The organism is Gleimia hominis (assembly GCF_002871945.2).
GTDB lineage: Bacteria > Actinomycetota > Actinomycetes > Actinomycetales > Actinomycetaceae > Gleimia > Gleimia hominis_A.
The window spans coordinates 487,782-508,057 of sequence record NZ_CP126963.1 but is presented as its reverse complement, the minus strand read 5'-3'; the positions used below and the strand labels follow the sequence as shown (position 1 = coordinate 508,057).

Sequence of the window (20,276 nt, the reverse complement as noted above, 5' to 3'; positions counted from 1 at the left end):
AAACGCTTCCGGCGCAGTTTTCTTACCTGCCCAGTACCTGCCCAGGGCCCGGTTAGGCCGTTTTGGTCGAAGCTGTCGGCGCGCCTTTAGAGCGGTTTTCACCGGATGTTTTTGCGCTGTTCCTCGAGTGTGACGAGGCGGCGGAACACCTGCGCGTGCTCGTCCGACTCTGGGTCTAGGCGCGCTAACTGCGCTTTGCACTTTCCTATCTCGCGGATGAACCCGTGTTGCACCAAGGATTTCACCACGCCTTGCGCGTACTCACGGATCCGCGTGGGGTCATCTTGGGGCAGCGGCGCCACTAGCAGCGCAGAAATCACGTTACTCACCGTCGGATCCGTCGCTTCAGTTACCGTGTTGAGCCAGCGTGAGGCCGCCACCGCGAGCGCCTGGTCGGCGTCGGCCTCTTGGGCCTGGGCGATTTGGAGTTCGTCGGCGAATGCGTGTAGCCCACCGGCAGCGCGGATTGCGTCGTGTACGGATCGCAGCGCTGGGGTGACGAACGTGTCTCCGTCCAGGTCATCGAACCCGATGCCCATTACGTCCGCGGGGCGTTGCAGTACGGCTTCAAGCGCTTGCCTTTGCGACCGCTCCACCGGGTCGGTACTGGCGCGCAAAGGGGGTTCGACGCGTTGGTTTTGTTCCCGGTGTGTGGCCCGGTTGGAGTGGCGGATTGCTTGGCTCACGTCGCGCTCGTCCATGCCGAGCCAACCGGCGAGTTCGCGGCTGTATTCGCGGCGGAGCGCATGGTCGCGGATCTGGTTGATGATCGGCGCGGTTTCGCGAAGTCCCCGCACGCGGCCTTCCGCGGTGTTCAAGTCCAGATTCTTGAGGGACGAGCGGATCGCGAACTCGAACAGTGGTTTGCGTGACTCGATGAGTTTAACCAGGGCGTCGTCGCCGCGTTCTAAACGTAGGTCGCACGGGTCGAGGCCCGTGTTTTCTACGGCGACGAATGTTTGGGAGGCGAAGTTCTGGTCTTCGGCAAACGCTTTGAGCGCGGCTTTGCGGCCGGCTTCGTCACCGTCGAATGTGAAGATCACTTCCCCACCTCGAGATCGGCCAGAAGCCAGACGGACTCCGGCAGCGGGGTCTGCGCTGTCTCCCAGTAGGCGGCGGATGATTTTTACGTGCTCGTGTCCAAACGCGGTGCCGCACGTGGCTACCGCGGTGTCTATGCCCGCGATGTGCGCTGCCATCACGTCCGTGTACCCTTCGACAATTACTACGCGACGTTTTTTGGCGATATTGCGTTTCGCCAAGTCCAGTCCGTACAGTACTTGCGATTTCTTGTAGATCGGGGTTTCTGGGGTGTTGAGGTACTTGGGGCCCTGGTCGTCGTCGGTAAGTCGGCGCGCCCCAAACCCGATGGTGGCGCCCGTGAGGTCGCGGATGGGCCAGATTAGTCTGCCCCGGAACCGGTCGTAGAGGCCGCGCCGACCTTGGCTGGCTAAGCCGGCGGTGAGGATTTCGTCTTCGCGGAAACTGCGTGAGCGCAGCAGATCGGTGAGTTCGTTCCAGCTTTGTGGGGCGTATCCGATGCCGAAGTGCTGGGCGGTTGTTTCGGAAAACCCGCGGGCACCGAGGAAGTCGCGGGCGGCCTGCGCGGTGGGGGCCGCGAGGTTCTTTTGGAAGAACTCTTCGGCGATTCGGTGGGCGTCTATGAGGCGTTGTCGTTTCCCAAATTGGGCGGCTTCGCGTTTACTGCCCCGCTCGTAGTGGAGGGTAACGTTCGCTTTTTGTGCGAGGTATTCGACTGCTTCGGTGAAGGACAGGTGGTCGATTTGTTGGATGAACGAGAAGACGTCTCCGTTTTCTCCGCAGCCGAAGCAGTGCCAGCGCCCAACGGCGGGACGGACGTGGAAGGACGGGGTTTTTTCGTCGTGGAAGGGGCACAGGCCTTTGAGGGAATCCACTCCGGCGGAACGCAGCGTCACGTACTGGGAGACGATGTCCTCCAGGTTGATGCGTTCGCGTACTCGTTCGATGTCTTCTTTCGCGATGAGTCCTGCCATGCCCTCCCCTTAACCCTTCGCGTTAAATATAGCGAGTGTACGCGGGTTTAGAAAGCTGCGGGGCCTTTTCTAGGAGGGAGTGTGGATTCTAGTAGGTTGTGCAATCTAATAGGTGATGGATTCTAGTAGGTTGTGGAGAACAGGCCGCATAGGCGCGCGTGCCACTGGTTCGCGGACGTGTCGGTGAGGGAGGCAACTTGGTCGATTGTGGCGCGCAGGCGCTGGGCGTCCGTTGAGGCGCGGCGCCACGCGGTTGCGAATGGTTCTTCGAGGTGTTCGCATTTACTGTTTACGAGTGCGTCCACCAGGTCGGCCAGCAGGGTGCGTTGCTGTAGGTAGACGGGTTCGAACTCGCGCGGGGCCATCACGTAGTACACGGCGATGCCTTTGAGTAGTTCGATTTCCGCCCGGGTTTCTTCCGGTACCTGCAGGGCGGCTTCGTAGCGTCCCAGGCTGGGGGCGTTTGCGTTTGAGGGCGCGGGGCCGCTCGGTTGTATCCAATGTTGCCGATCGGACTCGCGCGTGGCGTGCACAGCTTCTGAGCAGAATCGGCCGATCAGTTGGGACGTCATGTCTTTGAGCTGGGCGCGCGAAGCGTAGTCACCCGTGAATTCTTCGATCCAGTATGGGTCGTCCAGGAGGCGCTTGCGCGCGGTTTCGTATTTACCGGTTTCGAGGGGGTGGCCCACCCATTCGCTGAGCATTTGCAAAATCCCTGCGAACTCCTGGTCGTCTCGAAGTTTGTGGGGCGAGAACTTGCGGGTGGTGATCGCGTCTTCAATGTCGTGCACGGAGTAGGCGATGTCGTCGGACAGGTCCATGATTTGCGCTTCTATGCACAGTTGCCCGTTTGGGGCACCGCGACGCATCCACGTGAACGTGGGGGCATCGTCTGTGTACACGCAGTACTTGCGCGTGGATTTAACTGTGTCCGGCCCCTGCCCGCGTTCCCACGGGTACTTGCACACAGCGTCCAGGCTCGCGCGCGTTAAGTTCACGCCAGCGGGTTCCCCTTCTGCGCCCACAACTTTTGGTTCTAAACGCGTGACAATCCGGAAGGTTTGCGCGTTTCCTTCGAAACCACCGCATTCTTGCCCGAGGTCGTTGAGTGCTTTTTCGCCGTTGTGGCCAAACGGTGGGTGACCCAGGTCGTGAGCCAGGCACGCGGTTTCCACCACGTCGGGGTCCACCCCGAGTTCCTTCCCGATTTCGCGTCCAACTTGCGCAACTTCGAGGGAATGGGTGAGTCGGGTGCGGATGAAATCGTCCGACGAGGGGCCCAGCACCTGGGTTTTAGCGCCTAGGCGGCGGAACGCGGCGGAGTGGAGTATGCGCGCGCGGTCGCGCTCAAAATCAGTGCGGGAAGCGGACTTGGGCCGCTCCTGTGCGCGACGCTGCCGGTCGGCCGCGTCGTAGTGGTAAAGCCTGTTTTCCTTCACACTGCTAGTGTACTGGTGTGCCGCGTGGAAACGGTGGATTAGCTTATGTTCGGGCATTATACTGAACGGGACTATCGTCTTTTGCAGTGAGGTTTCTACAAATATGCGCATTGCGATAACACCTAGTTCCGCACAGGGGTCAGCGCTGGCTGCTTCCATAATTGTTCCCTTAGTTTCCCCCGGGTTTCGGTTAGGGGTAGCAACCGGGTCCACACCGGAGGGTCTGTACGCACAGTTGCGGCAGGCACACGCGGCCGGTGAGTTCACATTGGCGGGCAGTAGGGCGTGGGCGCTCGATGAGTACATTGGAATTGATCAAGATCACCTGCAGCGCTATCGCAATGTCCTCAAGCGCGAATTAGTGGGCGAAGACAAGACGGGGCTCGCGGATGCGGACCTGCACACGCCCGACGGCTTGTCGGCTGACCCGGAAGAATCGGCGAAACTGTACGAAGAATCGATTGCACCGGGGTTAGATCTGCAGATCCTGGGGTTGGGTGCGGACGGGCATATTGGGTTTAACGAGCCGTCCGGCTCACTATCTGCTCCCACGAACGTGGTGACGCTGGCGCCCCAAACTCGGCGCGATAACGCCCGATTTTTTGACGGCGTAGAAGCCGATGTGCCGAAACGGGCAATCACTCAAGGGCTGGCCACGATCATGACGGCAAAGAAGATTGTGCTGCTCGCGTTTGGGGAGCAAAAAGCGCAGGCGATTCAAGGGGTCGTGGAAGGGCCGGTGTCCGCGTTCTGCCCCGCCTCCATCTTGCAATACCACCAGGACGTGACCGTGATTGTGGACGACGCGGCGGCGGGCGCGTTGAAACTCGCGGATTACTACCGCGAAACCTGGGACAGCGCGCAAGTGTAACGAATCCGGAAGGGGTTTTAACCAGCGGTACCGAACCTCAATGAAAGGCAGTGAACGTGACTAACCACGCGGGTGATCGGGAACCAAAAGACACAACCCGGGCAGACACGTACGTGCGCACGCTGATCGTGCATCAAAGACGCAACGTCCCCACCGAATGGTGGCACCGCGCGGTGTTCATGGAAGTGCCGGGAATTGTGGATGAGGTTGCGGCCGCCATGTTGAAACCGTGCATGTTCGCAATGGCTCGCGTGGGCGCTTCCGCCGTGATTTTCCGGCCCGCCCTAGTGGATTTAACCGGTTCCACGGTGATCGCGGACCTGGTTAAAGAAGCGCACCGGGTGGGACTCAAGGTGGTGGTCCGCCTATCTGGCGCCACATTCAGCGGCAGGCCAAGTTCAACCGAAGACGCGTTGTTCTTTGGCCTCGAATCCGACCCCGCCACCCTGGTGGTGCGCGCGCGTGAAGCCTTAAAACTGGGGGTAGATGGAATCGACCTGGGAGGGATCCGCGAATGGTCCACCCGCGCGGACGCGGCGCAGCGAGCGCAACATTTCCGCGCACTGACGCGGATCCTGCAAGTTGAACTAGCGGACTTCTCCCCCAACCACACGCTCTCCGCATCCGCTGAACTGCTGGATATTGACGCGTTCGTGCGCCACCAAGAAGAAGAGTGGTTCCACAACCTGAGGGCCGGCTCACTGTACCGCGCCACGTTTGACACGCACGCGATCCGCACGGCGATCGACGAAACCTTGCAGGCATGCGACCGGGTTGGGGCGGTGCCGTCTTGGAAAGCGATTGCCCCGCAGATACTCGCAGACCCGCACGAGCGCAAAGGCACTACGCGCACGTGGGAACAGGATGCGGACACAGCGCGGCGCACTGCGATGCGGTTGCTGCTGTGCGCCCTGCCGGGCAGTATTTACCTCCCGTTTGAGTTCATTGGCGGACACGTGGAGTACGTCCACTCCGCGGTGCGCCCTCAACCGGCGCAATCAGAGAAAGAAAAGGCACGTGCCAAACACACGGGGTTGGCGTTGCGACTGCGGCAAGAACTATGCATGGGCGACGACACGTTCGCCTGGGTGGAAGGCCTGCCGTGGCAGAATCCAGACACGCTCGTGTCCACCACAGGCAATATTTTGAACGTGTTGAACACTGGTTCGGATCCGATTGAGGTGCCAGCAGAACATCGCCTGTTAATCCGCTCCGATTCCACGGGGGAAGAAGACGTGCCCGCTGCCGGCCCCGTGTTTTCTGGTGAGGGGCTGCGCCGCGTTCCCCCCGCCCCAGCGGGCACGCGGTTGCGCGGGGGCTCGTGCGCGTGGTTCATTCCTGAACGCGTTGCCGCACAGGACGTGGCCGCATACCGCTAATGCTAGAGGTCAGGCAGGATTTGCCCGCATTCCACCAACGGTAAAAGCCAGCTAGTACAGCGCGATTTTGCCAATGCGGGCGTAGAAGTCAGCTAGCGCGTGGGCATCTATCTGTCCGGGAGCGCTGGCTTGCCCGTCGGCGCTCACAAACGTGGCGGAGGAGCCTGCGTTACGGGGAAATGCGCGCGACACTATCCCGTGCTGCCCCATTGCCACCACGATCAGTGGCAGCCGCGCTTTCGTGCGTTCAAACTGGCAGCCAGCGGCCATAATCATGAGTGCTTCCATTTCGTTGCGCGCGGCAAGCGCAACTTTCACCACGCCGTACCCCCGATCGCGAAGCGCCTGCGCCTGATCTGCCGGCATATCCTGACACGCCTGCTCCCCAGCTCGCACCAGACACGTTTGCATCCGTTCTAGGCGATCGAGTAATGCGTCCGCGGATTCTGCGCGTTCAAAATTGTGGTACGAAAGCACCGGCACGGCCTCATGCGAATACGCAAGTTCCAACAACTCAGGCCGGGCCGCGTGTGAATACTCCACGTCCAGCGCGTCGGCGATTGGCGCCACTGTTTCATACACCCGCTGGGAATCCGCTGGGTCACCCTGTCCGCCTTCATCGGTGCTTCGAAAGGTTGCGATGAGGGGGCGCTGCACTTCGCGGCGCACCACTTGCGCTGCCCCGCGGACTACGCCGGGATCACGTTCTGCGAGCGTGTCAACGCGCCATTCCACTACGTCCGCTGGGCTGATTTCAATCTTGCGGGCGCGAGAAACAAGCTGAGACGCGTTCTCGCCCTGCAGCGGGCAAATCATCGCTGGCCGCCCGTTGCCTATCGCGATAGGCGTGTGGATTTTTTGCCCAATTATTGCTGGCATCGCCATTTTCAGCCTCCATCCGCATGCGTCTCATTCAGCGCGACATCGCGCCGCCCCGCCGTCGAAAGTGTCCGCGAGTCTAACCAACCCGCTGGTAAGTGTGTTTTCTTGGGTTTTCCCGCCCGGCCCCGCCGCCCCCGTGCAGCCTGAGGGTAGGGTTGCTGCAAGTCTAGGCTCTGCAACTGCCCCACGAGTTCACTTAGCGTATTGACCCGCTGCAGAGTCAGCCGCTGCTGCCCACCGATACTGAACCCGCGCAGGTACCACCCGATGTGTTTGCGCATATTCCGCATCGCGTCTTCCTCACTGCGGGAGTATTCGATCATCAGCTCCGCGTGTTTAACGATCACTTCCGCTACTTCCTTGAGGGTAGGAGCAGCCTCGGGTTTGTTCGCGCCCGTTAGCGCCGCCACGATGTCATGGAAAATCCACGGCCGCCCCTGCGCACCCCGGCCAACCACGATCGCATCGACTCCGGTGTGGTCCAGCATCTTTTGCGCATCCGCCCCACTGAACACGTCCCCGTTACCGAACACGGGAATGGACAAAAGACTTTTCAGCTCCGCAATCGCATCCCAGTCAGCCTCACCCGAGTAGTGCTGCTGCTGCGTCCTCCCGTGCAGGGCCACGGCCGCGACCCCGGCATCCTGTGCGATCTGGGCGGCGTCCCGGAACGTGGTGTGTTCACTATCGATGCCGATGCGTAGTTTTACGGTTACGGGCACGTCACGCCCCACCTGCTTCACACCCGCCCGCACTGCGCGGACAATATCGGTGAACAGGTCCAGCTTCCACGGCAGGGCCGCTCCCCCACCTTTGCGGGTGACTTTCGGTACGGGGCAGCCGAAGTTCAAGTCGATGTGGTCTGCCCACCGGTTCTTCACGAGGATCCGCGTGGCCTGTTGCAATACGTGCGGGTCCGTTCCGTACAGTTGCACGGAACGCACGCGTTCACGCGGGTCTGGGGCAACCATCTGGCGGGTTTTCGCATTGTCTTCGACCAGTGCCCGCGCGGTAATCATTTCGCACACGTACAGGCCCGCGGGTGCATCCACGTGGGCGTGGGCTGCGGGCAGTTGGGTTTGCAGGTCTTGGGGTAGCCCGGCCTCACCGAATTCGCGGCACAATCGGCGGAATGGCTGGTCCGTAACCCCAGCCATTGGGGACAGCAGAACCGGGGCCCACAGTTCGATCGGTCCGACCTTGAGGGCCCCAGTTGAAGCTTCTTGCACCAGAGTCAATTATCCGATGGGCAGCCGGTCCAGCAGGTAGGCACGCACCTGATCGATTGGGATGCGCACCTGCTCCATTGAGTCGCGATCACGGATCGTCACCGCGTTATCCTCAAGCGAATCAAAATCGAACGTAATGCAATACGGCGTCCCCACCTCATCTTGACGACGGTAGCGCCTCCCAACGGCCCCCGCATCGTCGTATTCCACGTTCCACAACTGGCGCAGTGACATCGCGAGTTCTTTCGCGGGTTCTTGCAGCTGCGGTTTACGCGACAGGGGCAGCACCGCGGCTTTCACAGGTGCCAAACGCGGGTCTAGTTTTAGAACCGTGCGTTTATCCACCCCGCCTTTCGTGTTCGGTGCTTCATCCTCGCAGTACGCATCCACTAGGAACGCCATGAGTGAGCGCGTCAGCCCCGCGGATGGTTCGATTACGTAGGGGATCCACCGTTCGTTTTTCTGCTGGTCGTAGTAGTCGAGTTTCTGCCCCGACTTTTCCATGTGCGTCTTCAAATCGTAGTCTGTGCGGTTCGCGATCCCTTCCAGCTCGCCCCATTCACTACCTTGAAAACCGAACGTGTATTCAATGTCCACGGTCCGTTTTGAATAGTGGGAAAGTTTTTCTTGAGGGTGTTCGTACAGGCGGAGGTTCTCGCGCGCAATCCCCAGGTCGGTGTACCAGTTCAACCGTTCTTGAATCCAGTATTCGTGCCACTTCTCGTCCGTGCCGGGTTCAACGAAGAACTCCAGTTCCATTTGTTCGAACTCGCGGGTGCGGAAAATGAAGTTCCCGGGCGTGATTTCGTTGCGGAACGACTTACCGATCTGCGCGATCCCAAACGGTGGTTTTTTCCGGGCGGAAGTCATAACGTTCATGAAGTTCACGAAGATGCCCTGCGCGGTTTCGGGGCGCAGGTAGTGGAGCCCAGTTTCGTCGTCCACGGCTCCCAGGTAGGTTTTGAGCAGACCGGAGAATGCGCGTGGCTGGGTCCACTGCCCGCGCGTGCCACAGTTCGGGCACGGCACTTCGGACATTTCTACCGCGTCTTCGGCGATATTTTTGCGCGCTGCGTATTCTTCTACCAGCTGGTCTTCGCGCAACCGGCGGTGGCACGCGAGGCATTCGATGAGCGGGTCGGTAAACGCAGTTACGTGCCCCGAGGCTTCCCACACGGCACGCGGCAGAATAACAGAGGAATCTAGACCCACGACGTCGTCACGCTGACGCACCATGCGGGCCCACCACGCTTTTTTAATGTTCTCTTTAAGTTCAACTCCCAGTGGCCCGTAGTCCCAGGCGGATCGGGTGCCGCCGTATATTTCCCCGCACGGATAGACGAATCCTCGGCGTTTAGCGAGGCTGATAACGGACTCAAGTCGCGATGAGGCTTTAGCCACTGTTGTCTCCTTATTAGTTAACGCGCCCTCTGGCGCAACTCACCTGCCTGGATGACAGGCCACCGTCCATTCTAAAGGCACGCCACCCATAACTGAAACGGGAAAAGAATTGCGGTAGGTCACCTTTAGATGCATTCCCCCACCACCTGTTCGAGAATGATTATCATGAGGTTTAAGACGCGTATTTTTTCAGGTTTAGCCGTAGCTGCACTTGCGCTTGCAGGATGTTCCGCTGGATCGGAGGCATCGAAAACACAGACGCTAGATATCCGCACGGCGATTTATCCGCTCGAATATATCGCTAAGAATGTAGGTGGTGATCACGTTAAAGTCACTTCATTAACCCCACCTAATGTGGAGGCGCACGACCTGGAGCTATCTCCCAAAACCGTTGCTGGCCTGTCGACCGCAGACTCGGTGATCTACCTGCGCAAATTCCAACCCGCAGTGGATGCGGCGGTAGACCAGACTTCTTCGCTCAAGTCACTCGACATCACTTCTGCCGCACACCTGCTGCCCGCTAATGAAGACGAACACTCTCACGAACATGCCGAGGGGGACCACAACGAGCATTCAGACAAAGCACACGATCATGGTGATGAAGCCGAGCACGAGCACGATCATGGTGACGAGGCCGACCACGAGGAGCACGGGCACGAGCACCATCACCACCACGATGTCGGCGGGATGGACCCGCACTTCTGGCTCGATCCAGACCGCATGGTTTCCGTGGCACAGCAGGTGAGCGATCACCTCAGCGAGATAGATAAAGCCCATGCGGCGGACTATCACAAGAACCTCGAATCCCTCAAGAAACAACTTAAAGACTTGAGCGGGACCATGACGAGTTCATTCAAATCCTGCAAGCGCGAAAACTTTATTGTCTCGCATGAGGCGTTCGGTTACCTCGCGCAAAAAACTGGGTTAAAACAGATTGGGGTGTCTGGGATTGAACCGGAAGTAGCGCCCTCGCCTGCGCGGCTAAATGAAATCGCAAAGATCGTGAAAGAGACGGGGACAACCACCCTCTACACGGAAATCGCGATATCACCTAAAGTAATTAAAGTGCTAGCTAACGATTTGGGTGTAAAAACAACTACGCTTGATCCGTTAGAGAACCAGCCTAAAGACGGTGAGGATTACTTGAGCGTGATGAAGAAAAATATTGAGGTACTGCAGGCCGGCTTAGAATGCCAGTAAACGCCCTGGAAGCACACGCACTCGACGTGGGCTACGATGCGGGAGTGATTTTGCACGGCATCGACCTCACTGTGCCCCTCGGGCAGTGTGTGGCGATCACCGGTGCAAATGGTTCCGGCAAATCCACGCTGATCCGCGCCCTGTTCAAAAGCGCTCAAATCCGCGCTGGATCCCTGAAGCTCCTCGGCCACGAGGTCACCGGTAACCACGTTCCCTGGCCACAAGTTGGGTACGTCCCGCAAGTCAGTAGCCTCTCGGGCGGAGTTATCTCTTCGGCCCTAGAGGTAGTGCGCACCGGCACGCTCGGTAAACACCAGTTGTGGTGGCCTCGCGGGTCAAAAACCCGGGCGCAAAACGCGCTGGATACCGTGGGGCTGCGCTCCCACCAGGGAGTCCCCGTATCCCAACTGTCAGGCGGGCAACGCCGCCGCGTGCTCATCGCCCGCGCGATCGTGCGCGACCCACAGGTGTTGATTATGGACGAGCCGCTCGCGGGCATCGATGCGCACAGTCAGCAAACCCTCGCGGACCTAGTGGAGGACCTCAAAGCACGCGGCTGCACCATCGTGACTGTCCTACACGAACTCGGGCCCCTAGCGGCGCACCTCGACCGGTGCGTCAACATCGCTTCTGGACACATCGACTACGACGGCCGGACCCGACCCAGCACCCCCGTGCATCACCACGATTCTCCCCACGTGCCCCACACCGTCATGTCTAACTACCAGGAGGGCCGCTGAGTGCTCCCCACAGTTTTGGGTTTCACAACCGGTTTCGAAGACCTCAGCGTCATGCTGGCCTCTCCCCTGATGCTGCGTTCACTGATTGCCGCAGTACTCGTTGGGATCAGCGCCCCCATTGTTGGCACGTTCCTGGTGCATAAACGTCTCGCTATGCTCGGGGACGGCATCGGACATGTCGCACTCACCGGGGTGGCGCTGGGCTGGCTCGTGGGTTCGTGGCTGAACCTCACCTCCCCCGAATCACTCGCCATCCCCGGGGCGCTCGCAGTGTCCGTGGTGGGCGCGGTTTTACTGGAAGTCATCCGCCTAACTGGGCGCACCTCCTCAGACGTGGCCCTCGCGATGCTGTTCTACGGTGGGATCGCCGGTGGGGTGCTGCTAATTGGACTCGCAGGTGGCACGTCAGCACAACTGAACGCGTACCTCTTTGGCTCTATCGCCACGGTTACGAACACGGACATTTGGACTATCGGCGTGCTCGCGCTCGTGATTTTCCTCGTTGCAATCACCCTCACTCCCGCGCTGTACGCGGTGTGTTCCGACGAAGAGTTCGCGCGGTCAACCGGATTACCCACCGCCGCATTATCTATCGCGATAGCACTTTTGGCTGCGTTCACGGTCGCGATTTCGATGCGCGTCGTGGGGTCACTACTGGTTTCCGCCATAATGATCGTTCCGGTAGCGATCGCGCAGCTGTTCGCCCGCTCGTTTAAAGCCACGCTCGTGGGCGGCATTCTCGTCGGGGTCGCCACTTGCGTGTGCGGCCTGTTCATAACGTACGTGCTAGACATTTCCCCGGGCGCTACCATCGTGGTTTTAGCGATCGGGATTTACGCCCTCGGCCTCATCGCCCGGTCGGCCGCGAGCCGTTTGCGACAAAATCGGTAGACTGGTCTGACGGGCGCTTAGCGTGCCCACCGCGTTAGCCGCCCCTTGGATCAGTTAGGAAGAGGTCTTATGAGTACTACCCCCGTTCGCCGGCACACGCGTCAACGGCAAGCCGTGATGGATGAGTTACGTTCTTCCAGCGAGTTCCGTTCTGCCCAGCAGATTCATGAGGACCTGGCGCAGTCTGGTTCCCGAATCGGTTTAGCTACGGTTTACCGAAACTTGAGGGCGCTAGCGGATGAAGACGACGTGGACGTGCTCATGACGCCCGACGGGGAGGCACTGTATCGGCAGTGCGACACGAAAGGACACCACCACCACCTGATCTGCAGGCGGTGCCACCGCAGTGTGGAGATTGAGGTGGATCCGCTGGAGTCTTGGTTCCAGGAGTTGGGGCAGAAAGAGGGGTTCACGGATCTGCAGCACTCGTTGGAAATTTTTGGTCTATGCTCTAGTTGTCAGAAAGAAATAGCGGATAGATAGAAAGCTCTCCCATGCCCGGTGTTCCCTCGTTCATCAGTCAATCTGGTTTCTGGGCGCTAACAGCGTTCCTGGTGATCGTGGTGTTTTTGCGTTCCCAATCAACGTACTGGCTGGCACGCCTGGTGACCAGCGGGTTCCTGTCTACCGCTAAGTACTCCCAGCGTCCCTGGGTGCGGCGCCTGCAGGGCAAACTACAGTCCGCTTCTACCCAACGGGGGGTCGACGCGGTAGACCGCTGGGGCCTAGTGATTATTCCCCTGTCGTTCTTAACGATCGGATTGCAAACCGTCATCCACTTGGGCGCCGGAGTGCTGCGGATGCGGTGGTTTTCGTACACGCTGTGCGCAATCCCAGGCTACATCGCGTGGGGGTTACTGTACGCCGCGGTTTTCACTGGCCTGTTCAGCGCCGGACAGGCGGCAGCCAGCGGCAAGTACTGGGTGCTGATCCCATTCACGTTCCTCGTCGCAGCCCTGAGCATCTACTGGATGGTAAAACGCCGCCGCGCATAAGCCGCGCGCGACGGTCGTTCAGTTCACTTTGTCCACAGCGCCACCGAAGCGCCGGTCGCGTCCCTCAAACGCTAATAAATCATCCCACAACTCACGGCGTCCATACGCGGGCCAGGGAGTGGGATTAAAAATGAATTCCGCGTACGCGCACTGCCACAAGAGGAAGTTCGAAAGCCGCTGCTCACCACTAGTTCTGATCAGCAAGTCCACATCCGGCGCATCAGGGGCGTACAAGCGGGAGGCGAACACGTCCTCCGTTATCCCCCGCGGTTTCAACGTTCCCCGCTGAACCTCCCGCGCGATTCTCTGGGCCGCATCCGCAATCTCCGCGCGCCCACCATAATTAATGGCCATGTTGAAATCCAACCGGTCATTGTGTTGCGTTAACGCGTGTGCCGCCTCCAGTTCACGAATCACCGACCGCCACAACCGAGGTCGGCGCCCCCACCAGTTAATCCGCACGCCCCACTCGTGCAACTGTGCGGCGCGGCGGCGGATGACGTTGCGTGAATACCCCATTAGGAACCGCACTTCACTGGGCGAACGGTTCCAGTTTTCCGTAGAAAACGCGTACACCGTCAAATGTTTAACCCCCGCTTCAACCGCCCCCGCGATCGTGTTCATGAGGGCAATCTCCCCGCATTTGTGCCCCTCCGTGCGCGGCAGGCCACGCGCGTTCGCCCACCGGCCATTGCCATCCATGATGATCGCCACGTGCCGCGCGGGCGCATCCAAATGCGGGGGCTGCAAATCACCCTCAAACGGGGCAATTACCCGATTCTCTTCCGCTGCTGGCTCATCAGTTTGCGCGCTGTCTGCCACGTGAATCAAACCTCCCGTAACCGGCGGAGCACATCCATAGATTTCAACCGCCTTTCCAAATGGTACTGCACCCACGCGTTAACTAACCCAGCGGACTCCCGCCGCGGGCCCCGCGGAGCCTCATCCGCCCGCGCCCAATCACCAGAAATCAAATCCCCAAGCAGGGCCAGCGCCTCAAGCGACGGGGCTAAAGAACCCGGAGGACGGCAGTTTTCACACACCGCACCCCCCGCTTCGACACTGAAACCACTGGCCGGGCCTGGCCGGCCGCACACCGCGCAATTGTAAAACGAAGGCGCCCAACCAGACAGGGCGAACGCCCGCAATAAAAACGAGTTCATCACCAAGTCCGCGTCGTGCCGGCGAAACGCTAACGCATGCAACGCCCCCAGCAAGAGCAGGTACATCTGCGGGCTCTGATCGTCCTCACTGAGCTTCTCCGCGGCTTCCACCATCACGTTTGCGCACGCGTACAAATAATGGTCGCGGGCAATCCGCATCCCGTACGGACGCAGCGTCTGCACCTGCGTGAGCGTGTCCAAACTCCGCCCCGCGTAAAACTGCGCGTCCACCACCGTGAACGGCTCCAACCGCGCCCCAAACTTAGACTTCGTGCGCCGCACACCCTTCGCAACTACGCGTTTAAGCCCCGAATACCGCGTGAGTACAGTAATAATGCGATCCGCTTCCCCAAGCTTGTGGGTGCGCAGCACTATCCCCTCATCGCGATACGTCCGCACCTGTCAGAAACCGAACCGATCTAGCATCTTCGGATCCGACTGCCAATCCTTAGCGGTACGCACATGCAGGTCCAGATAGATCCGCCGGCCAAGCAGTTTCTCAACTTCTCGCCGCGCTTTCATGCCAATGCGCTTTATGCGGGTGCCACCGGTACCAATGATGATCGCCTTTTGTGAATCCCGCTCCACGTACACGTTCACGTGCACGTCCAACATCGGCGGGTAGTTCTGCCCCGGTTTTTTCTTCCGCTCAATAATTTCTTCCACCGAAACTGCCAGTGAGTGCGGCAGTTCCTCACGAATCTCTTCTAACGCCGCTTCCCGCACATACTCGGCGATAAGTGCCTCATCGGACTCGTCCGACTCCGCATCCAGCGGGTACAGGGGCGGGGACGGCGGCAAATAAGACGCAACTACGTCTTTCAAATGGTCCACCTGCTCACCGGTAGCGGCCGAGACGGGCACGATCTGCTCCCAGTCCCCCAACTTGTCGATCGCTACCAGGTGTTTCATCACCCGCTCTTGCGTCACCGCATCCATCTTGGTTGCCACGGCGATTACCGGTACTTTTAGACCGCGCAGTTGGCGGGCAATAAAATCATCGCCCGGCCCCACCCGCTGGTCACACGGCAGGCAAAAAAGTACTGCATCAACTTGCCCCACTGAATCCCGCACCATCGAGTTCAACCGCTGCCCCAGCAGGGTTCTGGGCCGGTGGTAGCCGGGAGTGTCCACCAGCACCACCTGGTAGTTCTCGCCCTGCACCACCCCGCGGATTGACCGGCGCGTCGTTTCGGGCCGCCGCGACGTGATCGCCACCTTGCTCCCCACCAGCGCGTTCGTAAGCGTAGATTTCCCCACATTAGGCCGGCCCACAATCGCAACGAAACCCGCCCGGAACCCTTCGGGATAGTTCGCGATTAGTGGCTCCACGTCGGCCTGTGGCCCGTCCATTAACTCGTCATCACTGGGAAAGTTCACTGGTCTCGTCCTCCATTTTTCTAGCCACCACAGTCCGAACTTGGCGTCTGCGCCCCACTGCTTCATCCGCGACCATCTCCACCCCCAGGGCAGTCGCACACGCCCCCGGCAATGGTACCTTACCCAAGGTTTTCGCTAGTAGTCCACCGACGGAGTCCACGTCCTCATCCTCTAGTTCCATCCCGAGCAGCTCCCCCAACTCATCTAACCCAAGTCGGGTCGAAATCCGCCACACGCCCGGTTCCAGCTGCTGCGGTTCCACCTCGAACCGGTCGTGCTCATCACGCACCTCCCCCACGATTTCCTCAATCAAATCCTCAATCGTGAGCAGGCCCGCGATTCCACCGTATTCGTCGACCACCAGTACCATGTGGACGCGTTCTTTTTGCATGAGGCGCAGTTCGTCGTCCGCGCGTTTCATTTCCACTACGAAGTGGGGTGGGCGGCACACATCGCGCACGGCTCGGGTGACGTCTACGCGACGCGAACGCATTTTCGACACCACGTCTTTGAAGTACAGGATGCCCACGACGTCATCAATGTCATCCCCGATAACGGGAATGCGTGAGAATCCGGAGCGCACAAATAGTCCGAGCGCCTTATCCACACTTGTATCCGCGTTAATGGTGATCATGTCCGTGCGGGGCACCATCACTTCCCGCACGTACGTGTGGCCAAGTTGGAACACGTTGCGCATCATTTGCCGGTCCTCGGCTTCGAACCCGTCCGGGTCCCCCACTTCGTCGACAACTTCCCGCATCTGTTCAGTCATCGCCGCCCGCACTTGCGCGTCGGTCTGCGCGGCGGGTGGGATCCGGTTCTTAACGAGTGTAAACACGGGGTCGAGCAGGTGGGAGGCGCGCAGCAGCAGTTCAAGCAAGCCGGTGGCAGAAAGGGCCACTGAGGCGGGCCGGCGGTAGCCAATCGCCTGTGGAAGCAACGACACCAGCAAGTAGGTGAGGATCCAGTTTAAGAAAATCGACCCGAGCAGAACCACCCACCAGTACCAACCGGTTGCCGCAATCACTAGAGTGACCGCAGCTGCAACCACCATTTGCACTCCGATACGCACCGCCCGGGCGGCGAGCATGGCGCGGCGGCGGTGTTCAAAAACCTGGTCGAGGCGGCGCGCTTTCTTTCGGCCTTCTTCGATTAGGTCTTCGATCGCGGCGCGGGTGAGGCTACCGAGTGCGGTTTCGACTGCGACGAGCACTCCGGCCAGCCACAGCATCACCACGCTTCCAGCTACAAGGAAGCCCACTGGGAGTGTCACGCGTTACCTCTGGGCCAAGAACGTGAGCAGCAGGTGGCGTTGCAGACCGAACATTTCAGCTTCTTCTGCTTTGGTTGCGTGGTCGTATCCAAGAAGGTGTAAGATCCCGTGAACAGTCAGCAGCAACATTTCTTCCATTGACGAATGGCCCGCGCTCAACGCTTGCTGCGCTGCAACTTGTGGGCACACCACGATGTCCCCGAGCGTGCCCGGTGGGGTAGGTTTTTGCGCTGTGCCGGGACGTAACTCGTCCATCGGGAAACTCATCACGTCCGTGGGTCCCTCCAGGTCTAGCCAGCGTTCATGCAGGTCCGCCATCGGATCGGGGTCAATGAACAGGATCGACAGTTCCGCCTCGGTAGAAACGTGCATTTGCGTCAGCACGTATTCCGCAACGCGCGTGAAGTCTTCCAGTTCGATGGGAACTTCAGTTTCGTTAGCAACGTCAATGCTCATCTGCGGCGGCTCCTGTTGTGGTTAACTGGCTGCGGGTTTTCTTCACTCCACCTATCGTACGCGTCGATAATCTGTGACACGAGCCGGTGGCGCACCACGTCCGCGGACGTCAACTGGCAAAACTCGATTCCCTCGATGCCATCCAGAATATCCCTCGCAGTCGCTAATCCAGAGCGGACCGAACCGGGTAGATCCACTTGCGTCGCATCCCCAGTCACCACCACTTTCGACCCGAACCCAAGTCGCGTAAGGAACATTTTCATTTGCGACGCGGTCGTGTTTTGTGCCTCATCTAAAATAATGAACGCATCATTTAGGGTGCGGCCACGCATGTACGCGAGCGGCGCGACTTCAATGGTGCCGGAAGCGATCAGGCGGGGCAGAGCCTCAGAATCCACCATGTCCCCCAATGCGTCGTAAAGGGGACGTAAATACGGGTCGATTTTTTCGGTGAGAGTGCCTGGAAGGAACCCGAGGGACTCCCCAGCTTCAACCGCTGGACGCGTCAAGACAATGCGCCGCACCTGACCGGTTAGCAACGCGTTCACCGCCATCGCCATCGCCAAATACGTCTTCCCAGTGCCAGCAGGGCCAATGCCAAACACGACTGTGGACCGCTCAATCATGTTCACATACCGCTGCTGCCCATCGGTTTTCGCGCGGATCTGATGGTCCTTAACCGTCAAAATCGCTTCAGTATTCGCCACCGTCCCACTGCCTTGCAGTAAATCAATCGCGGTCTGCACTGTCGCCGCATCCAAATGCTGCCCGGTTTGTGCGACAGAAATAAGTTCGCGCACGAGGTCTGCCACAGTCGACACGTCAGCTGCGGGCCCGCGCACAGTAATCTCGTGGCCAAGGGAAGAGATAGACACTTGCGGAAACCCGGTCTGAAGGGTGCGTAACACTTGATCGGCCGTCCCGAGGACGCGCACGGGCTCCACTTGCTCCGGAATGGTAACTACGTCACTGACGTTCAGATCTTCTTCTGTGCTGTTCGCGGTCATTCGGCGCTAAACTACCCTTTCGTTGACTCACTCGTATTCTACCGCGCGGCCTCGGTTAACGCGCCGCATGAGCGAACTGTCTCACGCCCGCGCCAGGTGACGTACCAGAGTGATCCCAACGGTACCTGCGGTGGAAGAGCGCATCACCGTGTCCCCAACCACGCATGCGCGCCCACCCGCCGCTGTTAATCCAGTCAGCTCCGCGTCCGTGATGCCGCCTTCCGGACCCACCACTATCGCAATGGGGTCGCGCAGCAACGCGGGGTCGAGCTGTTCAATCGGTAACTCAGCGGCCTCGTGAAGCACCACTATCCGGTGGTCTTTCAGTGTTGCAAGCAGCTCGTTCAGGTCGGCCGCGTAGTCCAAATCCGGGATGCGTGAACGCCGCGACTGCTTCGTAGCTGCCTCGAGGGTGCGTCGCCACTTCGCAAGCCCTCGGTCCACTTTTGAGGAAGCCGTTTCTTTCGATGCCGACTTCCCCCACCGGACGATGGCGCGTTCGGACTGCCACGCAACTACCCGGTGCACGCCCACTTCTGTGGCCATTTCGATTGCCTGCTCATCCCGCCCACCTTTGGCGAGCGCTTGCACCAGGGTGATGCGCGGCGATACCACCGGCTCTTCAACGCGGGTTTGCACGCGCACCCGTCCTTGGCCCAGGTAGGTGCCGCTCATCCGAGTACCGCGCCCGTCGACTAGGTCAACCGCTTCCCCCACCGCAATGCGCATGACCCGCATGTGCTTGGCCTCTGGCGCATCCAGGTGGACCACTTCCCTCGGGTCCGCGAGTACGGACGAGAAAAACACGGGCGCAGTCACGGCTAGTTACCCGCGAACTTCTCGCGCAGGAACTGGAAGAACCCACCCGGTTTACCGTGTTCTTGGGCTTTTGCACTGGCCTCCGGGCGCAAGGCTGCGAATGCGTCGAAAGCTTCCCGCTCTTGCGCACTGAGCTTCTTGGGGATCTCCACTTTCAAACGGATCCGAATGTCACCTCTGGAGTTGCGGTGCAGATGTCCCACGCCGTACCCCTTCAAAACGATTTCTTCCCCCGGTTGAGACCCTGGTTTCACCTCGATTTCTTCCGTTCCATCCAGCGTTTCGAGCGGCACGGTCGTGCCCAGCACCGCGAGCGTCATGGGGATGGACAGGGTGACGAGCAGGTCGTCGCCCGAACGGGTGAAAATATCATGAGGTTTTTCGCGGATCTCTATGTACAGGTCACCGGCGGGTCCGCCAGCTGGGCCAACTTCACCTTCGCCAGACATGCGGATGCGGGTGCCGGCACTGACCCCGGCGGGAATGTCGACGGACACGGTGCGTTTAGCATGGACGCGGCCTTCACCGGAGCATTCGTCACAGGGCTCAGGGATGATGGTGCCGTGGCCACCACAGGCGGGGCAGGGTCCGGAGGTCATCATGGTGCCCAGCAGCGTGTTTTGGGCGCGCCGCACGGTCCCGGAGCCGTGGCACTGCGAGCAGGTGCGTGGGGACGTACCCGGTTTCGCACATGATCCCTCGCACGTTGGGCACACGACAGCGGTGTTAATGGTGGTTTCTTCGGTGCCTCCGAACGCCGCGGTTTTCAGGTCGATTGTCATTACGCTCAGCAGGTCTTGCCCGCGGCGGCTGCGGCCCGTGGACGCGTTCGCCCCCATGCCTCCCATGAAGCTTTCAAAAATGTCACCGAACATGTCGCCCATGTCGAATCCACCGAAGCCACTTGCCCCAGACGCACTTCCACCCATGTCGTAGCGCTGGCGTTTTTGTGGGTTTGAGAGAGTTTCGTACGCCACGGAGACGCGTTTGAACTCCTCCTCCTTCTCGGGGCCCGCAATGTCAGGGTGGAGTTTGCGGGAGAGTTTACGATAGGCCTTCTTGATCTCCTCGGTGGATGCGGTCCGCGAGACACCTAATATTTCGTAATAATCTTCGTTCATTAAGTTAATCCTTGC

The 20,276-nt window shown here is 59.7% G+C and carries 20 protein-coding genes; 7 read left to right on the top strand and 13 right to left on the bottom strand.

From position 1 onward, the window contains the following. Window positions 1-98 precede the first annotated feature (98 nt). Complete coding sequence (gene dnaG / locus CJ187_RS02335; protein ID WP_102215926.1) at window positions 99-2,015, bottom strand: DNA primase; 1,917 nt, start codon at window positions 2,013-2,015, stop codon at window positions 99-101. Between the two features lie 122 nt (window positions 2,016-2,137). Continuing rightward, a complete protein-coding gene (locus CJ187_RS02330) occupies window positions 2,138-3,454 on the bottom strand; it encodes a deoxyguanosinetriphosphate triphosphohydrolase (protein ID WP_233187291.1) in 1,317 nt (438 codons plus the stop codon). Between the two features lie 103 nt (window positions 3,455-3,557). On the opposite strand from CJ187_RS02330, the gene CJ187_RS02325 reads away from it, so the two are divergent. Further along, window positions 3,558-4,325: a glucosamine-6-phosphate deaminase gene (locus tag CJ187_RS02325; RefSeq protein ID WP_102215927.1), complete on the top strand. Its 768-nt coding sequence runs from the start codon at window positions 3,558-3,560 to the stop codon at window positions 4,323-4,325. 56 nt (window positions 4,326-4,381) lie between these two features. Further along, a complete protein-coding gene (locus tag CJ187_RS02320; RefSeq protein ID WP_146003051.1) occupies window positions 4,382-5,704 on the top strand; it encodes a hypothetical protein in 1,323 nt (440 codons plus the stop codon). Window positions 5,705-5,755: 51 nt separating this feature from the next. On the opposite strand, the gene CJ187_RS02315 is transcribed toward CJ187_RS02320, so the two are convergent. The 3 genes from CJ187_RS02315 to CJ187_RS02305 are packed head-to-tail and all read right to left on the bottom strand — an operon-like array spanning window position 5,756 to window position 9,216. Beyond that, window positions 5,756-6,589, bottom strand: a complete 834-nt coding sequence (locus CJ187_RS02315; RefSeq protein WP_102215929.1) for a type I 3-dehydroquinate dehydratase — start codon at window positions 6,587-6,589, stop codon at window positions 5,756-5,758. A gap of 2 nt (window positions 6,590-6,591) precedes the next feature. Then, window positions 6,592-7,824 carry a tRNA dihydrouridine synthase DusB gene (gene dusB, locus CJ187_RS02310; RefSeq protein ID WP_434737335.1) on the bottom strand — a complete coding sequence of 411 codons (1,233 nt, stop codon included), beginning with the start codon at window positions 7,822-7,824 and terminating at the stop codon, window positions 6,592-6,594. Next, on the bottom strand, window positions 7,825-9,216 hold the full coding sequence (locus CJ187_RS02305; RefSeq protein WP_102215930.1) for a glycine--tRNA ligase: 1,392 nt from the start codon (window positions 9,214-9,216) through the stop codon (window positions 7,825-7,827). A gap of 165 nt (window positions 9,217-9,381) precedes the next feature. Between CJ187_RS02305 and CJ187_RS02300 the strand changes: the two genes are divergently transcribed. From CJ187_RS02300 to CJ187_RS02280, 5 genes are all read left to right on the top strand, one after another. After that, entirely contained in the window at window positions 9,382-10,416 is a 1,035-nt protein-coding gene (locus CJ187_RS02300; RefSeq protein WP_233187292.1) for a metal ABC transporter substrate-binding protein, read from the top strand. Beyond that, a complete protein-coding gene (locus CJ187_RS02295; protein ID WP_102215932.1) occupies window positions 10,407-11,156 on the top strand; it encodes a metal ABC transporter ATP-binding protein in 750 nt (249 codons plus the stop codon). The genes CJ187_RS02300 and CJ187_RS02295 overlap by 10 nt, the downstream gene beginning before the upstream one ends. A 51-nt stretch (window positions 11,157-11,207) precedes the next feature. Next, the gene (locus CJ187_RS02290; protein ID WP_102216550.1) at window positions 11,208-12,047 is read left to right on the top strand and encodes a metal ABC transporter permease; all 840 of its coding nucleotides are present in this window, start codon (window positions 11,208-11,210) and stop codon (window positions 12,045-12,047) included. A 69-nt stretch (window positions 12,048-12,116) separates the two neighbouring features. Then, a complete protein-coding gene (locus tag CJ187_RS02285; RefSeq protein ID WP_102215933.1) occupies window positions 12,117-12,530 on the top strand; it encodes a Fur family transcriptional regulator in 414 nt (137 codons plus the stop codon). A gap of 11 nt (window positions 12,531-12,541) precedes the next feature. Then, window positions 12,542-13,042 (top strand): hypothetical protein, encoded by a 501-nt coding sequence (locus CJ187_RS02280; RefSeq protein WP_102215934.1) that lies wholly within the window; start codon window positions 12,542-12,544, stop codon window positions 13,040-13,042. 18 nt (window positions 13,043-13,060) lie between these two features. On the opposite strand, the gene uppS is transcribed toward CJ187_RS02280, so the two are convergent. The 8 genes from uppS to dnaJ form a co-directional block, all read right to left on the bottom strand. Then, on the bottom strand, window positions 13,061-13,813 hold the full coding sequence (uppS, locus tag CJ187_RS02275) for a polyprenyl diphosphate synthase (RefSeq protein ID WP_233187350.1): 753 nt from the start codon (window positions 13,811-13,813) through the stop codon (window positions 13,061-13,063). A 56-nt stretch (window positions 13,814-13,869) separates the two neighbouring features. After that, window positions 13,870-14,604 (bottom strand): DNA repair protein RecO, encoded by a 735-nt coding sequence (gene recO / locus CJ187_RS02270; protein WP_102215935.1) that lies wholly within the window; start codon window positions 14,602-14,604, stop codon window positions 13,870-13,872. Between the two features lie 3 nt (window positions 14,605-14,607). Continuing rightward, window positions 14,608-15,558 (bottom strand): GTPase Era, encoded by a 951-nt coding sequence (era, locus tag CJ187_RS02265; protein WP_233187351.1) that lies wholly within the window; start codon window positions 15,556-15,558, stop codon window positions 14,608-14,610. A 10-nt stretch (window positions 15,559-15,568) separates the two neighbouring features. Next, window positions 15,569-16,858: a hemolysin family protein gene (locus tag CJ187_RS02260; RefSeq protein ID WP_233187293.1), complete on the bottom strand. Its 1,290-nt coding sequence runs from the start codon at window positions 16,856-16,858 to the stop codon at window positions 15,569-15,571. A 3-nt stretch (window positions 16,859-16,861) separates the two neighbouring features. After that, window positions 16,862-17,314, bottom strand: coding sequence for an rRNA maturation RNase YbeY (gene ybeY / locus CJ187_RS02255; protein ID WP_102215938.1), 453 nt, complete (start codon window positions 17,312-17,314; stop codon window positions 16,862-16,864). Further along, window positions 17,311-18,321, bottom strand: coding sequence for a PhoH family protein (locus CJ187_RS02250; protein ID WP_102215939.1), 1,011 nt, complete (start codon window positions 18,319-18,321; stop codon window positions 17,311-17,313). The genes ybeY and CJ187_RS02250 overlap by 4 nt, the downstream gene beginning before the upstream one ends. 81 nt (window positions 18,322-18,402) lie before the next feature. Continuing rightward, window positions 18,403-19,140, bottom strand: a complete 738-nt coding sequence (locus CJ187_RS02245; RefSeq protein ID WP_102215940.1) for a 16S rRNA (uracil(1498)-N(3))-methyltransferase — start codon at window positions 19,138-19,140, stop codon at window positions 18,403-18,405. A 2-nt stretch (window positions 19,141-19,142) separates the two neighbouring features. Then, entirely contained in the window at window positions 19,143-20,261 is a 1,119-nt protein-coding gene (dnaJ, locus tag CJ187_RS02240) for a molecular chaperone DnaJ (RefSeq protein ID WP_102215941.1), read from the bottom strand. Between the last annotated feature and the right edge of the window lie 15 nt (window positions 20,262-20,276).